Source organism: Cupriavidus sp. UYPR2.512 (assembly GCF_000379565.1).
GTDB lineage: Bacteria > Pseudomonadota > Gammaproteobacteria > Burkholderiales > Burkholderiaceae > Cupriavidus.
In genome coordinates, this window is the sequence record NZ_KB902953.1 from 1 (window position 1) to 21,566 (window position 21,566).

Consider the following 21,566-nt stretch of genomic DNA (forward strand, 5'->3'; position numbering starts at 1 on the left):
TACTGATCGTCGCCTTGGTAGGCTTTTACCCCACCAACTAGCTAATCAGACATCGGCCGCTCCTGTCGCGCGAGGCCGTTACCGGTCCCCCGCTTTCACCCTCAGGTCGTATGCGGTATTAGCTAATCTTTCGACTAGTTATCCCCCACGACAGGGCACGTTCCGATGTATTACTCACCCGTTCGCCACTCGCCACCAGGGTTGCCCCCGTGCTGCCGTTCGACTTGCATGTGTAAGGCATGCCGCCAGCGTTCAATCTGAGCCAGGATCAAACTCTTCAGTTCAATCTCTGTGTGGACCCTCGCGGGTCCTCGCTCTTTCGAGCGGTCGCTCACTCTCAGAAAACTGACTGACCAGATCCGAAGACCCAGTCACGTTTTGCTGTGCGAGCACTGTATAACTTGTAAAGCTAAAAGACCGAAGTCTTCCGCATCCGTTATCAAGCGCCCACACTTATCGGTTGTTTGATTGTTAAAGAACCTGCCCTTTCGTTACCGATCCGGGCCGCATCCGGCTTTGCCGTTTGCGTTGCTGCGTTTTGTTTGCAGCGGAGAAGCAAGACTATAAAGAAGTTTCTGCGATTAATCAACCATTTTCGAGAAATTCTTTATTCTGGAAGGCACACTCTTTCGAATCGAGTTAATCCTTGCAGGTCTTTTCCCACCCCCGTTGCGCGGTGCCTTGCGAACGAGGGGGCGAATATTAATGCCTGGCTGCCTGCCTTGCAAGCGTTTTTGAAAAGAACTTGAAAGAGCCTCTTTTGTCACTTGGCCACGCCAACCCACGACCTGCGGGATGGATGATGCGAAGGCATGGCGTTTCCTCCTTGCTCGGATGTATGGCGGCCCGCTCAGCACCAACTACTTCACCGGCCTGAATTGACCTGGCAAGGTGTCGTGGCAGCCGGAATAGTCCTTCGCGATGAAATCACTCCAGACTTCCCTCACGGCACCTAGACTAGTGCAGTCGTACCTTTCTCGATGCGATCGTGCGAAACCCGGGGCCAATCAATGGAGGGCTGAATCATGCACTCTGTCATCAGAACCTATTCCGGAAGCGGCGCCAAGGAACTGTTCGACCTGCTGGAAAAGCGCACCCCTGAAATCGAATCCCTGATGCGTTCGGTCCAGGGTTTTGTCTGCTACACGCTGGCGCGGACTGCCGATGGCGGCTTCTCTGTCACAACCTGCAATGACAAGGCGGGCGTGGACGAGAGCATCCAGAAGGCAAAGGACTGGATCGCTGCGAACGCTGCCGGCACCAGCGCAAGCGCGCCGACGATCTCGGAGGGGACCGTCATCCTGCACGCAAAATAGCCGCATGGCCTGGCATCGTTTCCGCGCATTGCCTCAGCCGCCGCTGCGCGAGTAACTTGCGTCAGTACCCTGGGGCCCTGCCGACGAGGGCGAACGCCTCATTGCGCTTGCCGGCGCTGCAACTCGGACAGGATCTGTTCAGCGAGGAAGTCACAAGGCGGCCGCTTCGACTTTGCGCTGCGCGCCAGCACCAGCTCCAGCCCGGCTAGCTCGGGCAGCCCCTGGGCCTGGGCAAGGATGGTGAAACGGGCCGGAACGGCACATCGCGCGAGCGGCGCCACCGCCAGTCCCGCTTCGACCATGCTGAGCAGGCCGAGCAGGCTGGGACTTTCATAGGACATGCGATAGGCGATCCTGGCCTGCTCCAGGCTGCGGATCGCAATGTCGCGGGCGACGCTGCCCGACTGGAACACGGCAATGGGCAGCGGCCGCTCGTTCCAGATTTCGTGCGCCGCCGGCGATGCGGCCCACACCATCGGTTCCAGCCGGATGAACTCCCCGGACAACCCCTTCACTCGCGTTGCACAGACCAGGTCGACCGATCCGTCCTTGACCATGGGCGCCAGTGCCACGCTCGGCAAGCCAATGACCTGGATCTCGACCTTGGGATAGGTCGCCGAGAATTTCTTCAGGATCGCGGGCAGCAGGGATGAGGCATAGTCGTCCGGCATGCCGAGTACCACGCGCCCGGTCACGTCGGGGCGGACCACGGCCGCCCAGGCCTCGTCGCGCAGGGCCAGCATGCGGCGCGCGAAGCCCAGCAGTACTTCGCCTTCCTGGGTCAGCACCACGTTTCTAGGCTTGCGCACAAACAGTGGCTTGCCCAAAGCCTGTTCGAGCGCCTTGATCTGCATGCTGACCGCCGACTGCGACCGGTGCACGAGTTCCGCGGCACGGGAAATATTGCCCGTATCGGCAACCGCCACCATCATGGCCAGCACATCGAGGTCAAGGGCTTTCATTGGTATCAGAAAAACTGAAGCAACAGATCAATATTACGCGTTTTTCTTAATCGTTGGCTCGGGCATACTGGCCAAAAACGTTGACGACCTATGCCACAGCCGATCATGGACCACCCCTTGCGCGACAGCCTTGCGCGCGAACTGCATGCCCGCCCCTTCCTGCGCATCGGCGGCTCCGCCTCGCTGACGCACTTCGCCATCTATGCCGACGGCGATACCGCCGTCCACCATACCTTGCTGGCCTCCTTGTGCCGGCTGACCGGGCTGGAAGACCCGGCCGACGGCGTAACCCACTATTCAGGACGATGGGGCGATGACAAGCAACTGAAGTGGGAGCGGCACACCGAGTTCTCCACCTTCACGTTCGTGGCGCGGCGTGGTGACGCGGACTACTTCTCCGACCTGGCCACCTCCCATATCCCAGCCGACTGGTTCGACAGCTTCGCCGGCAAATGCCTGGTGGCGCTGCGCATGGAACTGGTCTCGGGCGAGGCCGCGGCCCATGCCCGCGACAACGTGAGGCAATGGATCGACGGCCCCATCCTGGCGGGCAGCCACGTGCTGGGCGGCGGTGAGGTGTTCTGCGACTGGACCATCCCGCCCGACGGCTTTTCGCGCTTCCTGGTCATCGACAACGGCTTCCGTGAAGTGCAAGGCGGACGGCTGCTGCAGCGGTTGTATGAAATCGAGACCTACCGGATGATGGCGCTGCTGGCCTTGCCGGTGGCGCGTGACCTGGGCCGCAGCGTGGACAACCTGCAGCGCTCGCTCGCGCCGCTGATGCGCAGCATGGACACGAGCCAGGGCGGCCGCCACGATGCCGAGTTGCTGGAGCGGCTGACGCACCTGGCGGTCCGCATCGAAGCACTGGCGGAATCCGGCAACCGCTTCAGCGCGTCGCGCGCCTATGAGAAGCTGGTGCTGGCGCGCATCCAGGAATTGCGTGAAGAGCGCATCGAAGGCATACCGACCATCGCCGAATTCATGGAGCGCCGCTTCGCGCCTGCCATGGATACGTGCAGGTCGGTCTGGGCGCGGCACGAGCAGTTTGCCGGCCGCGTGGCGCGCGCGCTCGACCTGCTGCGCACGCGCGTCAACCTCGCGCAGGAGCAGGACACCACGCGCCTGCTCGAAGGCATGGACCAGACCGCGCGCAGCCAGCTGCGGCTTCAGCACGCGGTCGAAGGCCTGTCGGTCGCGGCCATTTCCTACTACGTACTGTCGCTGGCGGGTACGGGGCTCAAGGCGCTGCATGCGGTGCATCTCCCGCTGGACCCGGAACTGGTCAAGGGCGTGTTGATCCTGCCAGTGGTGCTGCTGGTGCTGCGTGCAACCCGGCGCAGCAAGCATGCCGGGCAAAAAGCGGCAACGCGGCAGCCGGCTGCGAATCAGGCTGCGTAGGGTCACGTCAGGGGCCGCTAGCCGGCTGCCCCGCCCCGCCCCGCAGCTGCCGCCGCCGCTCGCCGCAGGAGACGCATCGGGCCAAGGCCCTCAATGGTCCGCATCTGCGCCGCATCCCGGACAAAAAGCGAACCGGCGAACGCCAGCGCGTTGACCGATATGCCTTCCACGCACTCCCTGGATCTCGGCACCAGCAACAGCCCTGCGGGCATGACCAGCAGGTTGTACGGCGCCGACTGGCGCAGCCCGCCCTCGACCTCGACCGCCCGCACCCCAACCGCATCAAGCAGCGCGCGGTAGCGCTCGCACGCCGTGCGCGCCACCTCTTCGATGGGCCCCGCAAACAGATCCAGCGGCGCGAACGCATGCGCAAATGCCAGGCCGGGAACGGCGCCGATGGCGCCGGCGATCCGTGCCGACGCCAGCAAGGGGTCAATCGGCAGCGGCGGGCCAGTCTCGGCGAACGGCAACGGCACGATCTGCAGGTGTTTGTGGCCCTGGCTCGCCCCCGCGGCTGCCCCGCCATTGTAGAAACCCAGGCTCGGGAACTCCGCCATGCAGGCCAGCAGCGCTTCAAAGTCCGCCACGGTCAGCAAGGATTCCTGCGCTTCGAAGCGGCGGGTGACGATGAGCAGGTGATGCTCGATGACATTGAACTTGTTGAGCAAGGCAACATGGGTGTCGGAGATATCCGCAACGAACAGTTCCGGGTCACAGGGCAGGAATGGATTGCTCCCGGCACTGCTCGTCGTGCGTGCCTTGTCCTTGCGAGCCAGGCTCGATACCTTGCGGACCAGAAACGGCACGCCACCGTCCTCGATCACCGCCTCGGTGGTTTCGATCGGGCACAACGCCCCACTCTGCAAGGCGTGCGCCGTCCGCTGCAAGATCGCCGGCCACAGCGTGCCGGGCTGAAGGTGTCGATGGTGCATGGTTGGCTGTCACCAGGGTCAAGCCTGCTCGCGCAAGAGCATCGCCACGTTACGCTCCGCGAGCGCGGCGATGGTTCGCGAAGGGTTCAGGCCGAGCGGACGCGGGACGATCGCACCGTCCATGACATACAGTCCCTTGTAGCCAAACACCCGGCCCCATGCATCGACGACTCCGTCTGCCGCGCAGGTCCCCATGTTGCAGCCTCCCAGCGGGTGCGGTGTGATCAGGTTGTGCCACCGTCGCCAGGTGAGCGGTATCCACGGATCCCCGCCGGTCGCTGCCGAGAGCTGCGTATGCGCTGCAATCATGGCCTCGATGACGGCCACCGATGCCTGATAGGACCAGTCGAGCCGCAGCACCCGACGCCACGGCGCGTACCACGTGCGGCCCAGCCTCAGCTGGCCATCGCCAGGGTCCACGCCTTGCCCGAACCAGGGCATCATCCGCTCGACCGGATCGCCGTCATCAAACAGTCCTCCGATCTCCTTCCACACAGCGCGCAGCTTGCGGGAACGCGTTCTCTTCATATGGCGCCGGATGAAGTTGCCCGCGAGGTTCGGGATTCCGCCGTCCTCCACGAAGAGCGCCTGTCCGTTCGGGCCGCTGTGGTCCAGCAGGTCGATCGCGGCGGAGATGGTTACGCCATGAGAAGGAGAGATCGTCCTGTGGCCATAGTAGGCTGGCGTCACGAAGTCGCCATTGTGCGCCCACCCGTATCCCAACCGTGGCGAAAGCCTGGGAAGCGTGCGATGTTCGTCCCGGCAGCGCAGCAGAAGCTCGGTGCTGCCGATAGAGCCGGCGGCCAGTATCACCCTGGCGGCCGTGACTGTGCCAGGGCTCGTCGTTTCGTTTTCCGGGTCGATTTTCCTGAAGCATACCTGCCAGCCCTGCTGCAGCGGCTCGAGCCGGTCTACCAGGTGCAACGGAAGAATCTCGGCGCCATTGTCTTCAGCCACCGCCAGGTAATTCAGGTCCAGCGTATTCCTGGCCGATACCTGGCACCCCACGTCGCAGTTGCCGCAATGGACACAAGTGCCCTGCCATCTGCCGTGCTGGTTCAGAAATCTCTCTGAATGACGGTCATTGCGGGCGTCGTGCCGTGCGGGGTCCCAATGCTCGGAGAATGTCACCGCCAGCGGCAATTTGCGGAAGCGCCCGCCCCATCCGCAGGCTTGCGCCCCCTCGCGCAATAGCCGGGTCCGCTCGCTCAACTGATTATCCGGCACCTCGCTCACTGCGAGCATGCGCCCGACCTCTTCATAGTGCGCCTGCAGGTCGGCATAGGTAACCTCTTTCGGCCAGCCCTGCTCGAAGGCTTCCGGCTTCGCCTCCACGGAAACGTTGGCGTAAATCAGCGAGCCGCCACCGACTCCGGCCCCGGCGATGACCCATACATCAGAGAATGTCCGGATATCGGCCCAGCCATTGAAGCGATTGGCGCGCTCCTGGTTCCACAGCCAGGGGTCACTCTCGTCGCGCGGGTAAGTCGCGGGGCTCCAGCGCCGGCCGCGCTCCAGCACCAGCACTTTGCGGCCCGCCTTCGCGAGCCTGCAGGCCGAGACCGCACCACCAAAGCCGCTGCCGATGATGACGACGTCGTAGGCAAGCGCATTGCTCATCATGACGCTCCCTGTCGTTGGATGATGATTGCCTTCTCCTCAATCATCCGCACCGCCTCCGGCGGCGATACCTGACCGTCTGCCGGCACGAAGCGCGGGCCGCTCGCACCGGGCTGGGCGCGCACGCGCCAGGTGTTGCTGACCTTCGCCAGTTGCCTGACGCCCTCGCCCAGCTTCCAATGGCGGCAAACCTTGTCCAGCTTGAGCGGGTAGATCGTCAATTGCCCACCCTCGAACCGCATCCGCAGGAAGCACTTGTAATCGGCGATGCGCTGGGAAGAGAACACCTCCTCGGCGTGCAGACGCCACAGGGCGTTGCCCAACACCATCCAGACGCCACACAGCAGGCCGCCAAGGGCGCCGCCCAGCAGCATGGCCTCGACCACGAACAGCAAAACAGGGGGCGCATTGTCCGCGCCAAAGACCTGGAAGTTGACGCGCAGAATGAGCCATAGCAGCGCGACCGCCAGTGCCAGGTGCAGCAGCCCGTGCAGCGCGCCGACAACACACGCCAGCCGGACGCCGCGCCTGACATCCCTGGTCGACAGCGCAGCACAGCAAAAGACAATGGCCGCAGCGAACACCACCGACGCCGGACTGTGCGCCATGACCCGGAACAGTTGGTGAATCATCTCGCCGATATTCCCGAATGTCACGTCGAGGTCGGCCAGTCTGTCCACGAAGCTGCGTTGATCGCGCCCGGGAACAGATACCAGGCTCGCGCTTTGAATGATCCAATCGAACAGCAAGTACAGGATCGCCACCAGCGCACAGAATGAGAGGTTGCGCACAGGCAGTTGCCACGCGCGATTGCGCAATTGCCGCGAGGCCGCCATTTCCGGATACGCTGACTTCAGCTCGTAGCACTGTTTGGACGGGCCCACCACGATAGGCCTCGGCGGATCTGGCAGCAGGTGTGTGCCGTGAAGAAATGCACCACCGCCGCCGCAGGTGATGCGATGCGGTCCCGCCGTTCCCTCTCGCGGCACGTAGTGCGCGTAATGGTGCGAGTTGCCGGCGAGCACCACTGCGAGCCGATCGCCAAGCATCCCCTCGATCTCGCTCAGGCTTCGAAAGCGCGGCGTCTTGGTCTCGATCGAAGGCATGGCCCGCCGCTCGCCGCGGCGCACACGCTCCATCTCGTCAATCCAACTTGCCTCGGGCGCGCACAATACGACGCGGTCACCGGGCTGCAGCGCCATGCACATCTTCTGGAAGTACTCGCGCTGCGGCCGGTCGATTTCCGACTCCAGTTGCAGGTCCAGGCCCCAGATCCACCAGCCGCCGGGCAACTGCAAGGCATAGTAGCCGGTGCGCTGGCGTGTCTCCCAGCCGCCCACGGGCTTGCCGCTGCAGAACAAGCGGGCGAAGCCGCGCAAGCCATCGTACCAGTCATGATTGCCCGGCGTGGCGACCATCCACGGCGCATCCGCCAGCTTGATCGGCTGGTCGCTGTATACGGGGTGCACGGTCTCGACTGGCGCAGGAAACGCCGCCCGGAAAGGATCGACGAAGCGAGTCCGATAGCCATCATGAGCAGGTGTCGGATACACCTGGTCGCCGCCGAGCAACAGCACCTTTGCGCGCGGCAGCGTCATGCCTTGCTCGCGCAGCGTCACTGCGTGGCTGACGCACAACGCCATGGAGTAGGTCGAGTCCCAGCCGTCGCCCGTGTCGGCCATATAGTCGACCCAGACACCGCCGTGCTCGTCAGCGGGCACCGGGAGCGCAGGGTTCGGATTCAGTGTGGTGAGTGCCGCCTGCACCATGCGCTGGTCGGCAAAGGCGCCGATTGCCATCGCCACGGCAACGCGCATGGCGGTGAACGGCAGCTGTAGCGGGCTCAGCCAGTTCACCATGGTTCTTTGGGTGTAGAGTTCCACGCGCCCGGTCGCAGCAGACGCGGAAGGGATCGCCGCCGAGCCTATCGTATCGGTCGCAGCTTGCGAACCACCCGGATATAGCGACTCTGGTGCTGACCCGGAATGTTTCATTGCCTCACCCCCTCAACATCGCCGCCGCTTCCGCAATCGCCCGCCTGATCCGCGTATACGTGCCGCACCGGCAGATCACGCAGCTCATCTGGTCGGCGATCTCCGTCTCCTTCGGATTCCGTGTGCGCTTGAGCAGTGCGCTCGCTGCCATCAGTTGCGCGCTCTGGCAGTAGCCACACTGCACCACCTCGTGCTTCAGCCAGGCCGCCCGCAGCGCGCTCACCTCCGGGCCGTCGAGTCCTTCGATGGTGACGATCTTCTTCCCTTCCATCTCGCTCGCCTGGTGCTGGCACGACAGCACCATCTTGCCATTGACATGCACCGCGCAGGCGCCGCACACCCCCACGCCGCAGCCGAACTTGGTGCCCGTCAGCTTGAGCTCGCAGCGCAGCACCCACAACAAGGGCGTGCAGCCGTCAGAGCGGACTTCGACGCTGTTACCGTTGACACTGATCTGATTGTCTGGCATCGCAGGCTCCGGAAGGCGGCAGGGTCTTCAGCAGCGGCAGGTCGCGCAGGCGCTCGCCGGTCGCATGGAACAAGGCGTTCGCCACCGCCGGCGCGATCGGCGGCGTGGTGGACTCGCCCACGCCCTGTGGCGGGCGCATCGAGGGCATCACGTGTACCTGGATGTCCGGGCAGTCGCGCAGGCGCATGGCCGGAAAGGCGGTGTAGTAGTCCTCCTGCACCTTGCCTTCTTTCAGCGTGATCTTCTGCCACAGCGCCGCCGACAGCCCGAACACGATGCCGCCCTCGACCTGCTGCTCGATCAGGGTCGGGTTGACCGGGATGCCGCAATCGATGGCGCAGAAAACGCGATCCACGCGGACCTGCCCCGCGTTGTCCACCGACACCTCGGCGACCTGCGCCACCACGCTGCCGAACGACTCGTGCAGGGCCACGCCGCGCCCCACCTTCACCACGCCGGGCTTCTTGCGCAAGGGCTGGCCCCAGCCCGACATCTTCCTTGCCTGCTCCAGCACCGCACGCTGGCGATCATCCCTGAGCAGGCTCATGCGGTAGTCGAGCGGGTCCGCCCCGACCGCCGCCGCCAGCTCATCGACGAAGCTCTCCATGAAGAAGGCGTGGTGCGAGTGCCCCACCGAGCGCCAATAGCCCACGGGGATGGCGAGGTCCACGGTCTGGTGGCCGACCCACACGTCCGGCCAGTCATAAGCCTGGTCGAAGGCCCCTTCCACCGTGGACTTGTCCAGCCGCGACAGGAAGATGTCGGGCAGGCCAAAGTTGCGTTTCGCGACGCCCTCCAGCACTGACTGGCTGGCCGAAATATTGCGCACGGCGATGACCTTGCGGCTACCGTCGAGCCAGGCCTCGAAGCGCGACACACTGGCCGGGCGGTAGAAGTCATGCCGCATGTCCTCGGGGCGCGACCAGATCGTCTGCACCGGCACGCCCTTGCGCTTCGCGGCAATGGCGGCCGCCTGGCAGATGAAATCGACTTCGAGCCGGCGCCCGAAGGCACCGCCGATGGATTGCTGGCGCAGTTCGACCTTGTCCGTGTCCAGCCTGAGCGTCTTCGCCACGCAGTGACGAGCCAGCCCGGGCATCTGCGTGGCTGCCCACACGATGGCGCGGTCCTCCTGGACCAGTACCGTGCAGTTGACCGGCTCCAGCGCGGCGTGTGCGAGATAAGGCGCCGTGTACAAGACCTGGATGGCGGGCTTGCCCTGCTTCATGGGGCGCCCGGCACCATGCTCGTACCAGACGCGTGGGTTGGAGGCGTCAAGCGCCTTCACCAGCGTGTCGCGGATGCCGTCGCTCGACAGCTTCGCCGCCTGCCCCTCGTCCCACTTGCACTGGACCTTCTCCACCGCCTGCATCGCGATCCACGCATCGCTGGCGATCACCGCCACGCCGCCGCTGCCGCCCTGGAGCGCAGGCAGCGCGACCAGGTCGAGCACGCCGGGCAACTTCCTGACGTCGTCGGGCGGAGATCCCTGCAGCGTGCCGCCCAGCGTCGGACACATCTGCACGCTGGCGTAGACCATCGCGTCCGCCACCACGTCGATACCGAAACTGGCTGTGCCGTGGAGCTTGGCAGGGGCATCAAGGCGCGCGGCGCGGGTGCCGACGAGCGTGTAGCTGGCCGGATCCTTCAGCTCGGGCTTGCGTGGCAAAGGCTCGCGCGCGGCGGCCGCGGCCAGTTCGCCGAAGGTGGCACTGCGCCCCGACGGATGCACCACCTTGCCGGCCTGCGCGCGGCACGCTTCGGCCTTGACGTCCCACTGCTTCGCCGCTGCCGCGCACAGCATCATGCGCGCAGCGGCGCCGGCCTCGCGCATCGGATTCCACAGGTCCCTGATGCTGGTAGAGCCGCCGGTGAACATCAGGCCCGCCTCGCGCACGCCCTTGCGCGTGAACCATTCCGCGGCGCGCCTGGGCCACCCCTTGTCGTCCGGCCGGAACGGCAGGTTGGCGACCACGCCCTCGATGTTGTTGTACAGGTTGTCGACGGGCGACGGCTCGACGCGGATCTGCGACCAGTCGGCCTCCATCTCCTCGGCCAGCAGCATGGCCGCGCCGGTATGCACGCCCTGCCCCATCTCGGCCTTGCTCATGACCACCGTGACGGTGTTGTCGGACGCCACCTTGACCCAGCCGTTCAGCGCGAACTGCCCGTCGCGCGCTGCCAGCGGCCCGCCGCCCTCCAGGCGCTGGCGCGGCGGCAACCAGGCCCATCCGATCACCAGCGCACCGGCAGCGCCCGCACCGCCGAGCAGGAAGGCTCTGCGCGTCAACATGGCAAGACTGGCGGATCGATCATCATAGGAAGGCCCCGTGCCGCCGATGGCATGGCCTATATTAGGTCGGGAAGTGCCGCAGCGCGAATGCGAACACGTGGTTGGCGCTATCGCGCAACACTTGCCCCGCTTCCCCGGGCGCCATCGCGGGTCCGGCACCAGGATTGGCTGTGCAACGAATCAGGCCACCGACGTTCGTGTCGATGCTCGCGCGACGGCGCACGCTGGCAGCGCCGTCCGGCGCGTCAGGTTGGTGCGGCGCCTGCCGTAGACGTATCGGCGCGCTTGCCGGTCGGGCCGTGCCAGCCGCCGCCCAAGGCCTTGTACAGGTTGACTTCGCTGGTCAGCTGCTCGAGCCGCGCCTGGATCAGCAGTTGCTGCGCGTTGTAAAGCGAGCGCTGCGCGTCCAGCACGGCAAGGTAGCTGTCGACACCCGTGCGGTAGCGTCGGTCGGCCAGCCCATAGGCGTCCTGGGCGGCTTCCACGAAGCGGATCTGGGCCTGGAGCTGGCTGGTGTAGGTGCCGCGTGCCGCCAGCCCATCGGCGACCTCGCGGAAGGCGGTCTGCACCGTACGCTCGTACTGGGCGACGTTGACGTCCTTCTGGATGGTGGCGAAGTCCAGGCTGGCCCGCAGACTGCCGGCGGTAAACAGCGGCAGGTTGATCTGCGGCTGGAACAGCCACGTGCCGGAGCCTGCCGCGAACAGGCCCGAAAGCTGCCTGCTGGCGGTGCCCGCCGATGCGGTCAGGCTGATACTGGGGAAGAACGCCGCACGCGCGGCGCCGATGTCGGCGTTGGCGGAGCGCAGCCGGTGCTCGGCCGCGAGCACGTCCGGACGGTTCTGCAGCAGGTCTGAGGGCAATCCGGCCGGCACATCGGCAAACAGCTTCTGCTCCAGCGGCAGGCCTTCCGGCAGGTCCGCGGGCGGGGACGTGCCGAGCAGCAGCACCAGCGCATTCTGGTCCTGTGCTACCAGCCGGGTGTAACGCGCAAGGCTCGCGCGTGCGGTTTCCACGGCGGTCTGCGCCTGGCGCAGGTCCAGCCGGGAAGCGATCCCTTCCTCGTAGCTGCGCCGGGTCAGGCCATAGCTGCGCTCGTAATTGGCCAGCGTTTCACGGGTGAGCTGCAGCAGGGCTTCATCGGCGCGCTGGGTCAGGTAGGCGCTGGCAACGCTCGCCACCAGCGAGATCTGGGCGCTGCGGCGCGCCTCATCGCTGGCGAAATACTGCTCGAGCGCGGCTTCGCTAAGGCTGCGCAGGCGGCCGAACAGGTCGATCTCCCACGCCGTGGTGCCCACCGACACGCCGTACTGGCTGCCGATCGTCCGCTGCCCGGTGGAGGACAGGTCGGCGGGAATGCGCTGGCGCGTGCCCTGTGCGGCCACGCCGACGGCGGGAAACAGGTCGGCGCGCTGGATGCGGTATTGGGCACCGAACGCTTCCACGTTGAGCGCGGCCACGCGCAGGTCACGGTTGTTCTGCAGCGCCAGTTCGATGAGACGGCGCAGGCGCGGATCGGCGAAGAAATCGTGCCAGCCCAGCTCGACCGCGGGCACCTGGCCGGCATCGGCGGCGGCATCGGCAGGCAGGTAGGCCGGGCCCTGCGGGTAGGCTGCCTCCACCGGCGAGGCCGGCCGCTCATACCTGGGGATCAGGCTGCAGCCGGCCAGCATGGCCATGGCGGCAGCGCAGAGCAAGGTCTTCTTCATTCCAGCGCCTCTTCTTCCAGGGAGGCCACATGCGGCCCCGGCGGCTCCGGCCTGCGCTTGCGCCCGAACATGGAGGTGACGACGACGAAAAACAGCGGCACCCAGAAGATCGCCAGTACCGTGGCAGTGATCATGCCACCGATCACGCCGGTGCCGATGGCGTGCTGGCTGCCGGCACCGGCGCCGGTCGACACGGCCAGCGGAAACACGCCGAGCATGAACGCCAGCGAGGTCATCACGATGGGGCGCAGGCGCATGCGGCACGCCTCCACGGTGGCCTCGACCAGGCCCCTGCCCTGTTCGTACTGGCTCCTGGCGAATTCCACGATCAGGATGGCGTTCTTGGCGGACAGGCCGATGGTGGTCAACAGGCCCACCTGGAAGAACACGTCATTGGACAAGCCACGCCCCAGCGTGGCGAGCAGTGCGCCGATCACACCAAGTGGCACCACCAGCATCACCGAGAACGGGATCGACCAGCTCTCGTAGAGCGCTGCCAGGCACAGGAACACCACCAGCAGCGAAAGCGCATAGAGCGCCGGCGCCTGCGAGCCCGACAGCCGTTCCTCATAGGACAGGCCGGTCCAGGCATAGCCTACGCCCGGCGGCATCTGCTTCATGATCTCCTCGATCGCCGCCATGGCCTCGCCGGAGCTGCGCCCGGGCGCGGGCTCCCCCAGCAGTTCCACCGCCGCCACGCCGTTGTAGCGCTGCAGCTTGGGCGAGCCATAGGCCCACTTGCCGTCGGCAAAGGCGGAGAACGGCACCATCTCGCCCTTGTCGTTGCGCACGAACCACTTGTCGATATCGTCCGGGTTCATCCGGGAATCCGCGCGGCCCTGCACGTAGACGCGCTTGACCCGGCCGCGGTCGATGAAGTCGTTGACGTAGCTGGAACCCCAGGCGATCGACACCGTGCTGTTGATGTCAGCCAGCGAGACGCCAAGCGCGCGCGCCTTCTCATCGTCGATCACCAGCTGGTACTGCGGCTGGTCATTCAGGCCATTGGGGCGCACGCGCTGCAGCACCGGGCTTTGCGAGGCCAGCGCCAGGAACTTGTCACGCGCGTTCATCAGCGCCACGTGACCAATGCCGGCCTGGTCCTGCAGGTAGAGGTCAAAGCCGATGGCATTGCCCAGTTCCTGCACCGCGGGCGGGGCGAACGCGAATGACATCGAATCGCGGAAGCTCATGAACTTGCGCTGCGCGCGCGCGGCCAGGTCGAACACGCTGGTGCTGTCCCCGCTGCGCTGCTCCCATGGCTTGAGCAGGATGAAGGCCAGGCCCGAATTCTGGCCGCGGCCGGCAAAGTTGAAGCCGTTGACGGTGAACAGCGACTCCACCACGCCGCCCTCTTCCTTCAGCAGGTATTCGCGCATCTGGTCGAGTACCTTCTGCGTGCGCTCGGCCGTGGCGCCGGCCGGCGTCTGCACCTGTGCGTACAGCACGCCCTGGTCTTCTTCCGGCAGGAATGATGTGGGGATGCGCGTGAACAGGAAGCCCATCCCCACCAGGATGGCCACGTAGAGCAGCAGAAAAGGCAGCCGGCGCTTCAGGATGCCCGACACGCTGCGCTCGTAGCCCTGGGTGCTCGAGATGAACTTGCGGTTGAACCAGCCAAAGAAGCCGCCCTTGTTCTCGCCATGATCGCCCTTTTCGATGGGCTGGAGCATGGTGGCGCACAGGGCCGGCGTCAGTATCAGCGCGACCAGCACGGACAGCACCATGGACGAGACAATGGTGATGGAGAACTGCCGGTAGATCACGCCGGTCGAGCCACCGAAGAACGCCATCGGCAGGAACACCGCCGAGAGCACCATGGCAATACCCACCAGCGCGCCCTGAATCTGGCCCATGGAGCGCCTTGCGGCCTCCCTGGGCGGCAGGCCTTCCTCGGCCATCACGCGCTCGACGTTCTCCACCACGACGATGGCGTCATCCACCAGCAGCCCGATGGCCAGCACCATGCCGAACATGGTCAGCGTGTTGATGGTGTAGCCGAACGCCGCCAGCACGCCGAAGGTGCCCAGCAGCACCACCGGCACGGCGATGGTGGGGATCAGCGTGGCGCGGACGTTCTGCAGGAACAGGTACATCACCAGGAACACCAGCACGATGGCTTCCATCAGCGTCTTCACCACTTCGTGGATGGAGCCCGCGATCACCGGCGAGGTGTCATACGGGAAGACCACCTTCATCCCGGGCGGGAAGAAAGGCTCCAGCCCGTCCAGCGTCTTGCGGATGGCGCGCACGGTTTCCAGCGCGTTGGCCCCCGCGGCCAGCCGCACGGCAATGCCCGAGGCCGCCTGGCCGTTGTATTGCGCATTGATGTTGTAGTCCTGCCCGCCCAGGCCCACCTGGGCCACGTCCTTCAGGCGCACCTGGGAGCCGTCGGGGTTGACCTTGAGCAGGATGTTGCCGAACTGCTCGCTGGTCTGCAGCCGGGTCTTGCCGATCACGCTGGCATTGAGCTGCTGGCCGCGCACCGCCGGCAGGCCGCCAAGCTGGCCGGAGGCCACCTGGACGTTCTGCGCCCGGATGGCGCTGCTCACGTCCAGCGGCGTGAGCTGGTAGCTGTTGAGCCGGGCCGGATCGATCCATACCCGCATCGCATACTGGGCGCCGAACACTTGGAAGTCGCCCACGCCGTAGGTGCGCGAAAGCGGGTCCTGGAGATTCGAGACGATGTAGTTCGACAGGTCTTCCCGCGTGACCTTGGGGTCAGTGGAAATCAGGCCCACGATGACCAGGAAGTTGCGCACCGACTTGGTCACGCGGATGCCTTGCTGCTGCACTTCCTGCGGCAGCAGGGGCTGCGCCAGTGCCAGCTTGTTCTGCACCTGCACCTGGGCAATATCTGGATTGGTGCCCTGCTCGAAGGTCACCGTGATCGTCATGCTGCCATCGGCGTTGCTTTCCGAGGAGATATAGCGCAGGCGGTCCAGGCCGTTGAGCTGCTGCTCGATCACCTGTACCACGGTGTCTTGCACCGTCTCAGCGGAGGCGCCGGGGTAGTTGACCGAGATCGCGATGGTGGGCGGCGCGATGGCCGGATACTGGCTGATGGGCAGCGCGCGGATCGACAGCACGCCGGCCAGCATGATGACCAGGGCGATCACCCACGCGAAGATGGGCCGGTCGATAAAGAAATTGGACATGGCTACTCCCTCGCCCTGGCGGTGTGCTCAGGGCTTGGCCGCGGTCGTGGCGGACGGGGCGGACGCGGCGGCCGCCGGCGCGCCGGCGCCGGTCCCGGCCTGGGCTACGCGCACTTTCGCCCCGGGCCGCACGAACTGCAGGCCCTCCACGATGACGCGGTCGCCGGCCCCGAGCCCCTCGGAAACCAGCCACTTGTCGCCAACGGCGCGGTCGGTGCGGATCTGCCGCAGTTCCACCTCGTCCCTGGCATTGACCACCAGCGCCGTGGCCTGGCCCTTGAGGTCGCGCGTCACACCCTGCTGGGGCACGAGCAGGGCATCGGTCTTCACGCCTTCACGCAGGCGGGCATGGACGAACATGCCCGGCAATAGGTCATGGCGCGGGTTGGGAAACACCGCGCGCAGCGTCACCGAGCCGGTGCCCTGGTCCACGGCCACTTCGGAGAACTCAAGCCGGCCGGTTTCGGGATAGCGGGTACCGTCTTCCAACACCAGGCTGACCTGGGCCGCGTTGACGCCGGCACTTTGCAGTGCACCATTGGCCAGTTCGCGCCGCAGCCGCAGCAGGGACGACGAGGGCTGGGTCACGTCGACGTAGATCGGGTCAAGCTGCTGCACCACCGACAGCGCGGTAGCCTGGCCATTGGTGACCAGCGCACCTTCCGTCACATTCGAGCGCCCGATGCGCCCGGAAATCGGCGACAGCACCCTGGTATAGCGCAGGTTGATCTGGGCGCGGTCCACCGCCGCCTGCGCCTGCAGCCAGGCGGCCCTGGCCTCGTCATACTGCTGCTTGCTGACCGCCTCGTCACCGACCAGGCGCCCGTACCGCTCTGCCAGCAGGCGGGTGGATTCCAGCGTCGCCCTGGCGCTCTTGTAGGTGGTCTCGTAGGTGGATGGGTCGATCTGGTAGAGCTGCTGGCCCTGCGTGACGTCGCTGCCCTCCTTGAACAGGCGGCGCAGGATGATGCCGTCCACCTGCGGCCTGACTTCGGCAATGCGGAACGCCGTGGTGCGCCCGGGCAGTTCGGTATCCAGCGTCAGTTGCTCGGTCTTGAGCGTGACCACGCTCACTTGCGGTGGCGGCGGCGCTGCGGCCTCTTTCTTGTGACCGCATGCGGCAAGCATTGACATGGCGATGGCCAGCGTGACCGGAACCCAGGCGCTGCAGCCGCGTGATCGTTGCATTGCGATTTCCTGCGTAAGAATCAAGGCCGAGTCAAAATGTCACCGGCAAGCCGGTTGACCTGTGCCAGCGCGGAGCAGCAGGATGAAGCAAGGGCCATGCCCGCCGTCGCGCTAGCGCCAGTTGCGGAAGACGTAGCCGAGGAAGTCTATCCCGACTCGAAGAAATGGTTCGGCCGATTATCGGCTACCCATATTTCAAGAACTTACATCGCGATCCGACGTGAGCCGCGCAACCCGGGAAAGCGCAGGCACGAGGCGCTCCGCGATCACGGCACACCCAGCGCCCGGCTATTGCGGGAACAGCGACGTCTGCCCAGCCAGCAGCGTCTCGAAATCATCGTCCAGGAACGGCAGGATCGCATCGGCGATCGGCTGCAACTGCTTGTTGACGTAGTGGTCATAGTCGATCGGGGCCGACCGGGTCTCAAGCGGCTCCGGCCCTGAAACGGTCATCACATAGCTGATCCAGCCGCCGTGCTGATACTGGCGCGGACGCCCCTGGCGCTCGTTGTAGGCATCGGCGATACGGGCGGCGCGGACGTGCGGCGGCACGTTGCGCTGATAATCATCGAGCTTGCGGCGCAGCCGCTTGCGATAGACCAGTTGCTCGTCGAGCTCGCCGGCCAGGGTGCGGCGCACGATGTCCCGCACATAATCCGCGTACGGTTCGCGGTTGAAGATCTTTTCGTAAAGGGTCTGCTGGAAACACTGGGCGAGCGGTGACCAGTCCGTACGCACCGTCTCAAGCCCCTTGAACACCATCTCGACCGTCCCGCCAGGCCGTTCGACCTGGCCGGCATAGCGCTTCTTGCTGCCAAGGTCCGTGCCGCGGATGGTCGGCATCAAGAAGCGCCGGAAGTGCGTTTCGAACTGGAGTTCCAGCGCGCTTTCCAGTCCATAGGTCTGCCAGAGGTGGTCGCGCCACCAGTCGTTGACGCAGGCGACGAGGCTGCGGCCGATCTGGCTGGCATCGGCTTGCGTTCGCGCGCGGCGCAGCCAGACGAAGGTGGAATCCGTGTCGCCATAGATCACCTCATAGCCGCGGGCCTCGATCAGCGCGCGGGTCTGTCGCATGATTTCGTGCCCGCGCATGGTGATCGACGACGCCAGCCGCGCATCGAAGAACCGGCAACCGCTGGACCCGAGCACGCCGTAGAACGCGTTCATGATGATCTTGAGCGCCTGGGAGAGCGGCTGGTTCCGGTCACGCTTGGCGGCCTCGCGGCCTTGCCAGACCCTGGCGACGATCGCCGGCAGGCAGTGCTTGGTCCGGGAAAACCGCGCACCGCGGAAGCCGGGCACCGAATCGGCATCGTCCGGCTGCGCAAGGCCCTCGACCAGGCCGATCGGGTCGATCAGGAAGGTCCGGATGATCGACGGGTAGAGGCTCTTGTAGTCCAGCACGAGCACCGATTCGTAGAGCCCCGGCCGCGAGTCCATGACGAAGCCGCCAGGGCTGGCCTCGGGCGCCTTCTCGCCGAGGTTGGGCGCGACATACCCCTGGCGGTGCATCAGCGGCATGTAGAGATGCGTGAAGGCGGCGACCGAGCCGCCGCTGCGGTCGGCCGGCAGGCCCGTGACCGTGGCGCGCTCCAGCAGGAACGGCAACAGCTCCGTCTTTTCGAAGATCCGCGTCACCAGTTCGCAATCGCGCAGGTTATAGCGGGCCAGCGCCGGCTTGTCCTGCTCGAACATGCGATCGATGGCGTCCATGCGGTCGTACGGGTTGTCGACCGCCTTGCCCTCGCCGAGCAGGGTCTGCGCCACCGATTCCAGGCTGAACGAGGGGAAGCTCCACGTGGCGGAACGCAGCGCCTCGATGCCGTCGATGATCAACCGGCCTGGTGCGCTGGCGAAATAGTGCTGCTGGGCGTTGTGCTCGCGCCATTCCATCTCGGCTCCGCCGCGGCCGAGACGCAGCGGAATCTGGAACTTGCGCGCATGCTCGTGCAGCACGCGCAGGTCGAACTGAACCAGATTCCAGCCGAGGATCGCGTCGGGATCATGATCGGCCAGCCACCGGTTCAACTGCTCCAGCAACTCGGGCCGCGTGGCGCAGTATTCGAGCGAGAAATCGACGTCGGCGGGCATTTGCGGCGCCGCGCCCAGCATGTAGACCTGGCGCTGACCGCAGCCTTCCAGCGCAATCGAATAGAGTTCGCCGAACGCGTTGGTTTCGATATCGAGCGAGGCCAGGCGCAGCGTGGGCCGGTAGTCCACCGACGGCTTCATCTGGGCATTGCGCAGCACATCGCCGGGGCCCGGCCCACCTTCGAACCAGACCGGGGCGGTGATGAAACGCTCCATCAGGTAGCGTTCGGGCGGGCGGATATCGGCTTCGTAGACATCCACGCCGGCGTCGCGCAATGAGCGGCTGAGCTGGATCAGCTGCCGATGCTGGCGGCAGTACAGGCCGAGTACGGGCCGGCGCTGGAAATCCCGGAGCTTGAGCGGGCGCAGCTCGACATTGCGCTCGCGGCACAGCAGCGCCTCGGCACGCTCACGCTGGGACTCGGGGATAAACGCGACTGACGGCTGACAGGACAGGTGCAGGTGGCGCGGACCATTATCGGTCGCCAGCCAGAATTCGACTTCGGTGCCGGCCGGCGTATCGCGCCAATGTCGGGTCAGGATGAAACCCTGCTGAAGTGCCACGTTAAGAACATTGGGAAACGGCTACCGGCCGGGATTCTAGCGCAGACATGGGCCGGGTGCGTGAGCCGCGTAAGCCACCCCGAGGCATCTCCGGTTCACACAAAGCGGTCGTGCAGGATGGAGGCGGTCAATTCGCGCTTCTTCCAATACATATGGTGGATGCGCTCCTGCAATTTGCCCAGCACCATGACGTCGAGGTTGCCATAGGTCAGCAGCACGGCAGGCTGCGAGCCATCGCCTTCCTCGTGTTCGAGGCTGTCGAACGGGGGGAAGCCGTACTTTTCCAGGAAGGCCGCGATTTCCTCGTCCGAGGTGCCAGGTTCGATGTTGCCGAGCAGCAAACGACTCATGATTGTCTCTCCCAGTCGATGGAGAAGTGGCCCTGCCCCAGCCCCCATTGAGGTTGGCACTGAGACACGTTACATCAATTCTAGGATGGGCTGCTGCCCTGCCGTGCCGCCTCTATCGCGGCGATATCAATCTTTTTCATCGTCATCATGGCGTCGAATGCGCGCTTGGCCGCCGCGCGGTCGGGATCGGTTATCGCCGCGCTGAGCGCGCGCGGGGTAATCTGCCATGACAGTCCCCACCGGTCCTTGCACCAACCGCATTCGCTTTCCTGGCCGCCATTGCCGACGATCGCATTCCACAAGCGGTCGGTTTCGGCCTGGTCGTCCGTCGCAATCTGGAAAGAGAAAGCTTCGTTGTGCTTGAAATGCGGGCCGCCGTTCAGCCCGAGGCAGGGAATGCCGGCGACGGTGAACTCGACCGTCAGGACATCGCCCTGCTTGCCGTCGGGATAATCGCCCGGCGCACGGTGGACGGCACTGACAGCGCTGTCGGGAAATGTTTCGGCATAGAAGTTTGCGGCATCAAGGGCGTCGTGGTCGTACCACAAGCAGATCGTGTTCTTGCTATGCATAATGTGTCTCCTGGAAAGTCGAGCACCGGGATTCCATCACCATCAAGACAACGCCAATCGTCCACATCGCCTGACCTTGGTCTGTCGGATGCACCGGATGCCGTCGTCGGACTCCAATGTCTCACATTCCGGTGGCGGGCGCAGGCTGCGCAAAGGGTGAACTGAAGCCGCCTGCGGCCGCTGTCACATGGACTCGAACCGGACATGCTGCAGCGCGTCAGCCTCGACTTTTCCGTGGCGACGGACCTGGCCGACGGGCTTGTGGCCGAGGCAGGACTGTCGCGAGCGTCTCACTGGGCCTGCGCCGCACGCACGAACGCGTCGCGCGCAGTAATCCGCTTGATGTAGTCCTGGATGCGCGGGCTCTCGCTGATGCGGGGCGCGCCGAATCGCCCCGCCCATGCCAGCGAGGCACCAAGATAGACATCCGCCGCGCTGAAGGTCGCGCCGAGCACGAAGGGGCCGGGAGTCAGGGCTTGCTCGATGGCCTCGATCACATCGTCATAGTCGCCCCAGCCGACCGCCTGCTTCGGCAGCGGCGCCTCTTTGCGCATCATCCGGTCGGTCAGCGCGGGTTCGAAGCAACCGCCGCAGAAGAACAGCCACCGCAGCACCGTGGCGCGCGCGGACGAGCCTGCAGGCGGCATCAGCCCGGCCTGCGGAAAGGCATCCGCCAGCCAGGCGATAATCGCGCCGTTCTCGGTCAGGACCGTGCCGTCCTGCAAGACCAGCGTTGGAATCTTCCCCATCGGATTGATCGCCAGGAACTCCGGCGAGCGGCTCTCTCCCTTGGTGAAATCGATGTGCTGCAACTTGTAGTCAGCCCCGACCTCCTCCAGCATCCAGCGCGCCACCGAGGCGCGGCTTTGGGGGTTGTAGTAGAGCGTCATGGTCATACTGTCCTCCTGCCGCGTTCGGCCGTGTGGTTTCGACCGCAGCAGGATAGC

15 protein-coding genes and 1 rRNA gene are annotated in these 21,566 nt (G+C 65.3%); 2 read left to right on the forward strand and 14 right to left on the reverse strand.

The window, feature by feature from the left end:
- Window positions 1-284 (reverse strand): 16S ribosomal RNA (locus A3A5_RS0113055); the annotation flags it as partial.
- A 741-nt stretch (window positions 285-1,025) separates the two neighbouring features.
- On the opposite strand from A3A5_RS0113055, the gene A3A5_RS0113060 reads away from it, so the two are divergent.
- The gene (locus A3A5_RS0113060) at window positions 1,026-1,316 is read left to right on the forward strand and encodes a hypothetical protein (protein ID WP_018311014.1); all 291 of its coding nucleotides are present in this window, start codon (window positions 1,026-1,028) and stop codon (window positions 1,314-1,316) included.
- Window positions 1,317-1,414: 98 nt separating this feature from the next.
- On the opposite strand, the gene A3A5_RS0113065 is transcribed toward A3A5_RS0113060, so the two are convergent.
- The gene (locus tag A3A5_RS0113065) at window positions 1,415-2,278 is read right to left on the reverse strand and encodes a LysR substrate-binding domain-containing protein (RefSeq protein WP_018311015.1); all 864 of its coding nucleotides are present in this window, start codon (window positions 2,276-2,278) and stop codon (window positions 1,415-1,417) included.
- A 105-nt stretch (window positions 2,279-2,383) separates the two neighbouring features.
- Here A3A5_RS0113065 and A3A5_RS0113070 point away from each other — a divergent pair, with 105 nt between their 5' ends.
- Entirely contained in the window at window positions 2,384-3,679 is a 1,296-nt protein-coding gene (locus A3A5_RS0113070; protein ID WP_018311016.1) for a DUF3422 family protein, read from the forward strand.
- A gap of 17 nt (window positions 3,680-3,696) precedes the next feature.
- Here the strand turns inward: A3A5_RS0113070 and A3A5_RS0113075 are convergent, their stop codons facing one another.
- The 12 genes from A3A5_RS0113075 to A3A5_RS0113130 all read right to left on the reverse strand — a co-directional run bounded on the left by A3A5_RS0113075 (window position 3,697) and on the right by A3A5_RS0113130 (window position 21,515).
- A complete protein-coding gene (locus A3A5_RS0113075) occupies window positions 3,697-4,611 on the reverse strand; it encodes a phosphorylase (protein WP_026200731.1) in 915 nt (304 codons plus the stop codon).
- 18 nt (window positions 4,612-4,629) lie between these two features.
- On the reverse strand, window positions 4,630-6,234 hold the full coding sequence (locus tag A3A5_RS0113080; RefSeq protein WP_018311018.1) for a GMC oxidoreductase: 1,605 nt from the start codon (window positions 6,232-6,234) through the stop codon (window positions 4,630-4,632).
- Window positions 6,231-8,114: a preprotein translocase subunit YajC gene (locus A3A5_RS0113085; protein WP_232431336.1), complete on the reverse strand. Its 1,884-nt coding sequence runs from the start codon at window positions 8,112-8,114 to the stop codon at window positions 6,231-6,233. Before A3A5_RS0113085 ends, A3A5_RS0113080 begins: the two co-directional genes overlap by 4 nt.
- A 115-nt stretch (window positions 8,115-8,229) precedes the next feature.
- Window positions 8,230-8,694, reverse strand: a complete 465-nt coding sequence (locus A3A5_RS0113090; protein ID WP_026200733.1) for a (2Fe-2S)-binding protein — start codon at window positions 8,692-8,694, stop codon at window positions 8,230-8,232.
- Complete coding sequence (locus A3A5_RS0113095) at window positions 8,663-10,987, reverse strand: xanthine dehydrogenase family protein molybdopterin-binding subunit (protein ID WP_018311021.1); 2,325 nt, start codon at window positions 10,985-10,987, stop codon at window positions 8,663-8,665. The genes A3A5_RS0113090 and A3A5_RS0113095 overlap by 32 nt, the downstream gene beginning before the upstream one ends.
- Window positions 10,988-11,232: 245 nt before the next feature.
- On the reverse strand, window positions 11,233-12,696 hold the full coding sequence (locus tag A3A5_RS0113100; protein WP_018311022.1) for an AdeC/AdeK/OprM family multidrug efflux complex outer membrane factor: 1,464 nt from the start codon (window positions 12,694-12,696) through the stop codon (window positions 11,233-11,235).
- Window positions 12,693-15,854 carry an efflux RND transporter permease subunit gene (locus A3A5_RS0113105; RefSeq protein WP_018311023.1) on the reverse strand — a complete coding sequence of 1,054 codons (3,162 nt, stop codon included), beginning with the start codon at window positions 15,852-15,854 and terminating at the stop codon, window positions 12,693-12,695. The genes A3A5_RS0113100 and A3A5_RS0113105 overlap by 4 nt, the downstream gene beginning before the upstream one ends.
- Window positions 15,855-15,881: 27 nt before the next feature.
- Window positions 15,882-17,042, reverse strand: coding sequence for an efflux RND transporter periplasmic adaptor subunit (locus A3A5_RS0113110; RefSeq protein ID WP_018311024.1), 1,161 nt, complete (start codon window positions 17,040-17,042; stop codon window positions 15,882-15,884).
- A 288-nt stretch (window positions 17,043-17,330) separates the two neighbouring features.
- Window positions 17,331-19,697: a DNA polymerase II gene (locus A3A5_RS0113115; protein ID WP_018311025.1), complete on the reverse strand. Its 2,367-nt coding sequence runs from the start codon at window positions 19,695-19,697 to the stop codon at window positions 17,331-17,333.
- Between the two features lie 95 nt (window positions 19,698-19,792).
- On the reverse strand, window positions 19,793-20,047 hold the full coding sequence (locus A3A5_RS0113120) for a hypothetical protein (RefSeq protein WP_026200734.1): 255 nt from the start codon (window positions 20,045-20,047) through the stop codon (window positions 19,793-19,795).
- Window positions 20,048-20,127: 80 nt separating this feature from the next.
- Window positions 20,128-20,619 (reverse strand): VOC family protein, encoded by a 492-nt coding sequence (locus tag A3A5_RS0113125; protein WP_018311027.1) that lies wholly within the window; start codon window positions 20,617-20,619, stop codon window positions 20,128-20,130.
- Window positions 20,620-20,909: 290 nt separating this feature from the next.
- Window positions 20,910-21,515, reverse strand: coding sequence for a glutathione S-transferase family protein (locus A3A5_RS0113130; RefSeq protein WP_018311028.1), 606 nt, complete (start codon window positions 21,513-21,515; stop codon window positions 20,910-20,912).
- Window positions 21,516-21,566: the final 51 nt, after the last annotated feature.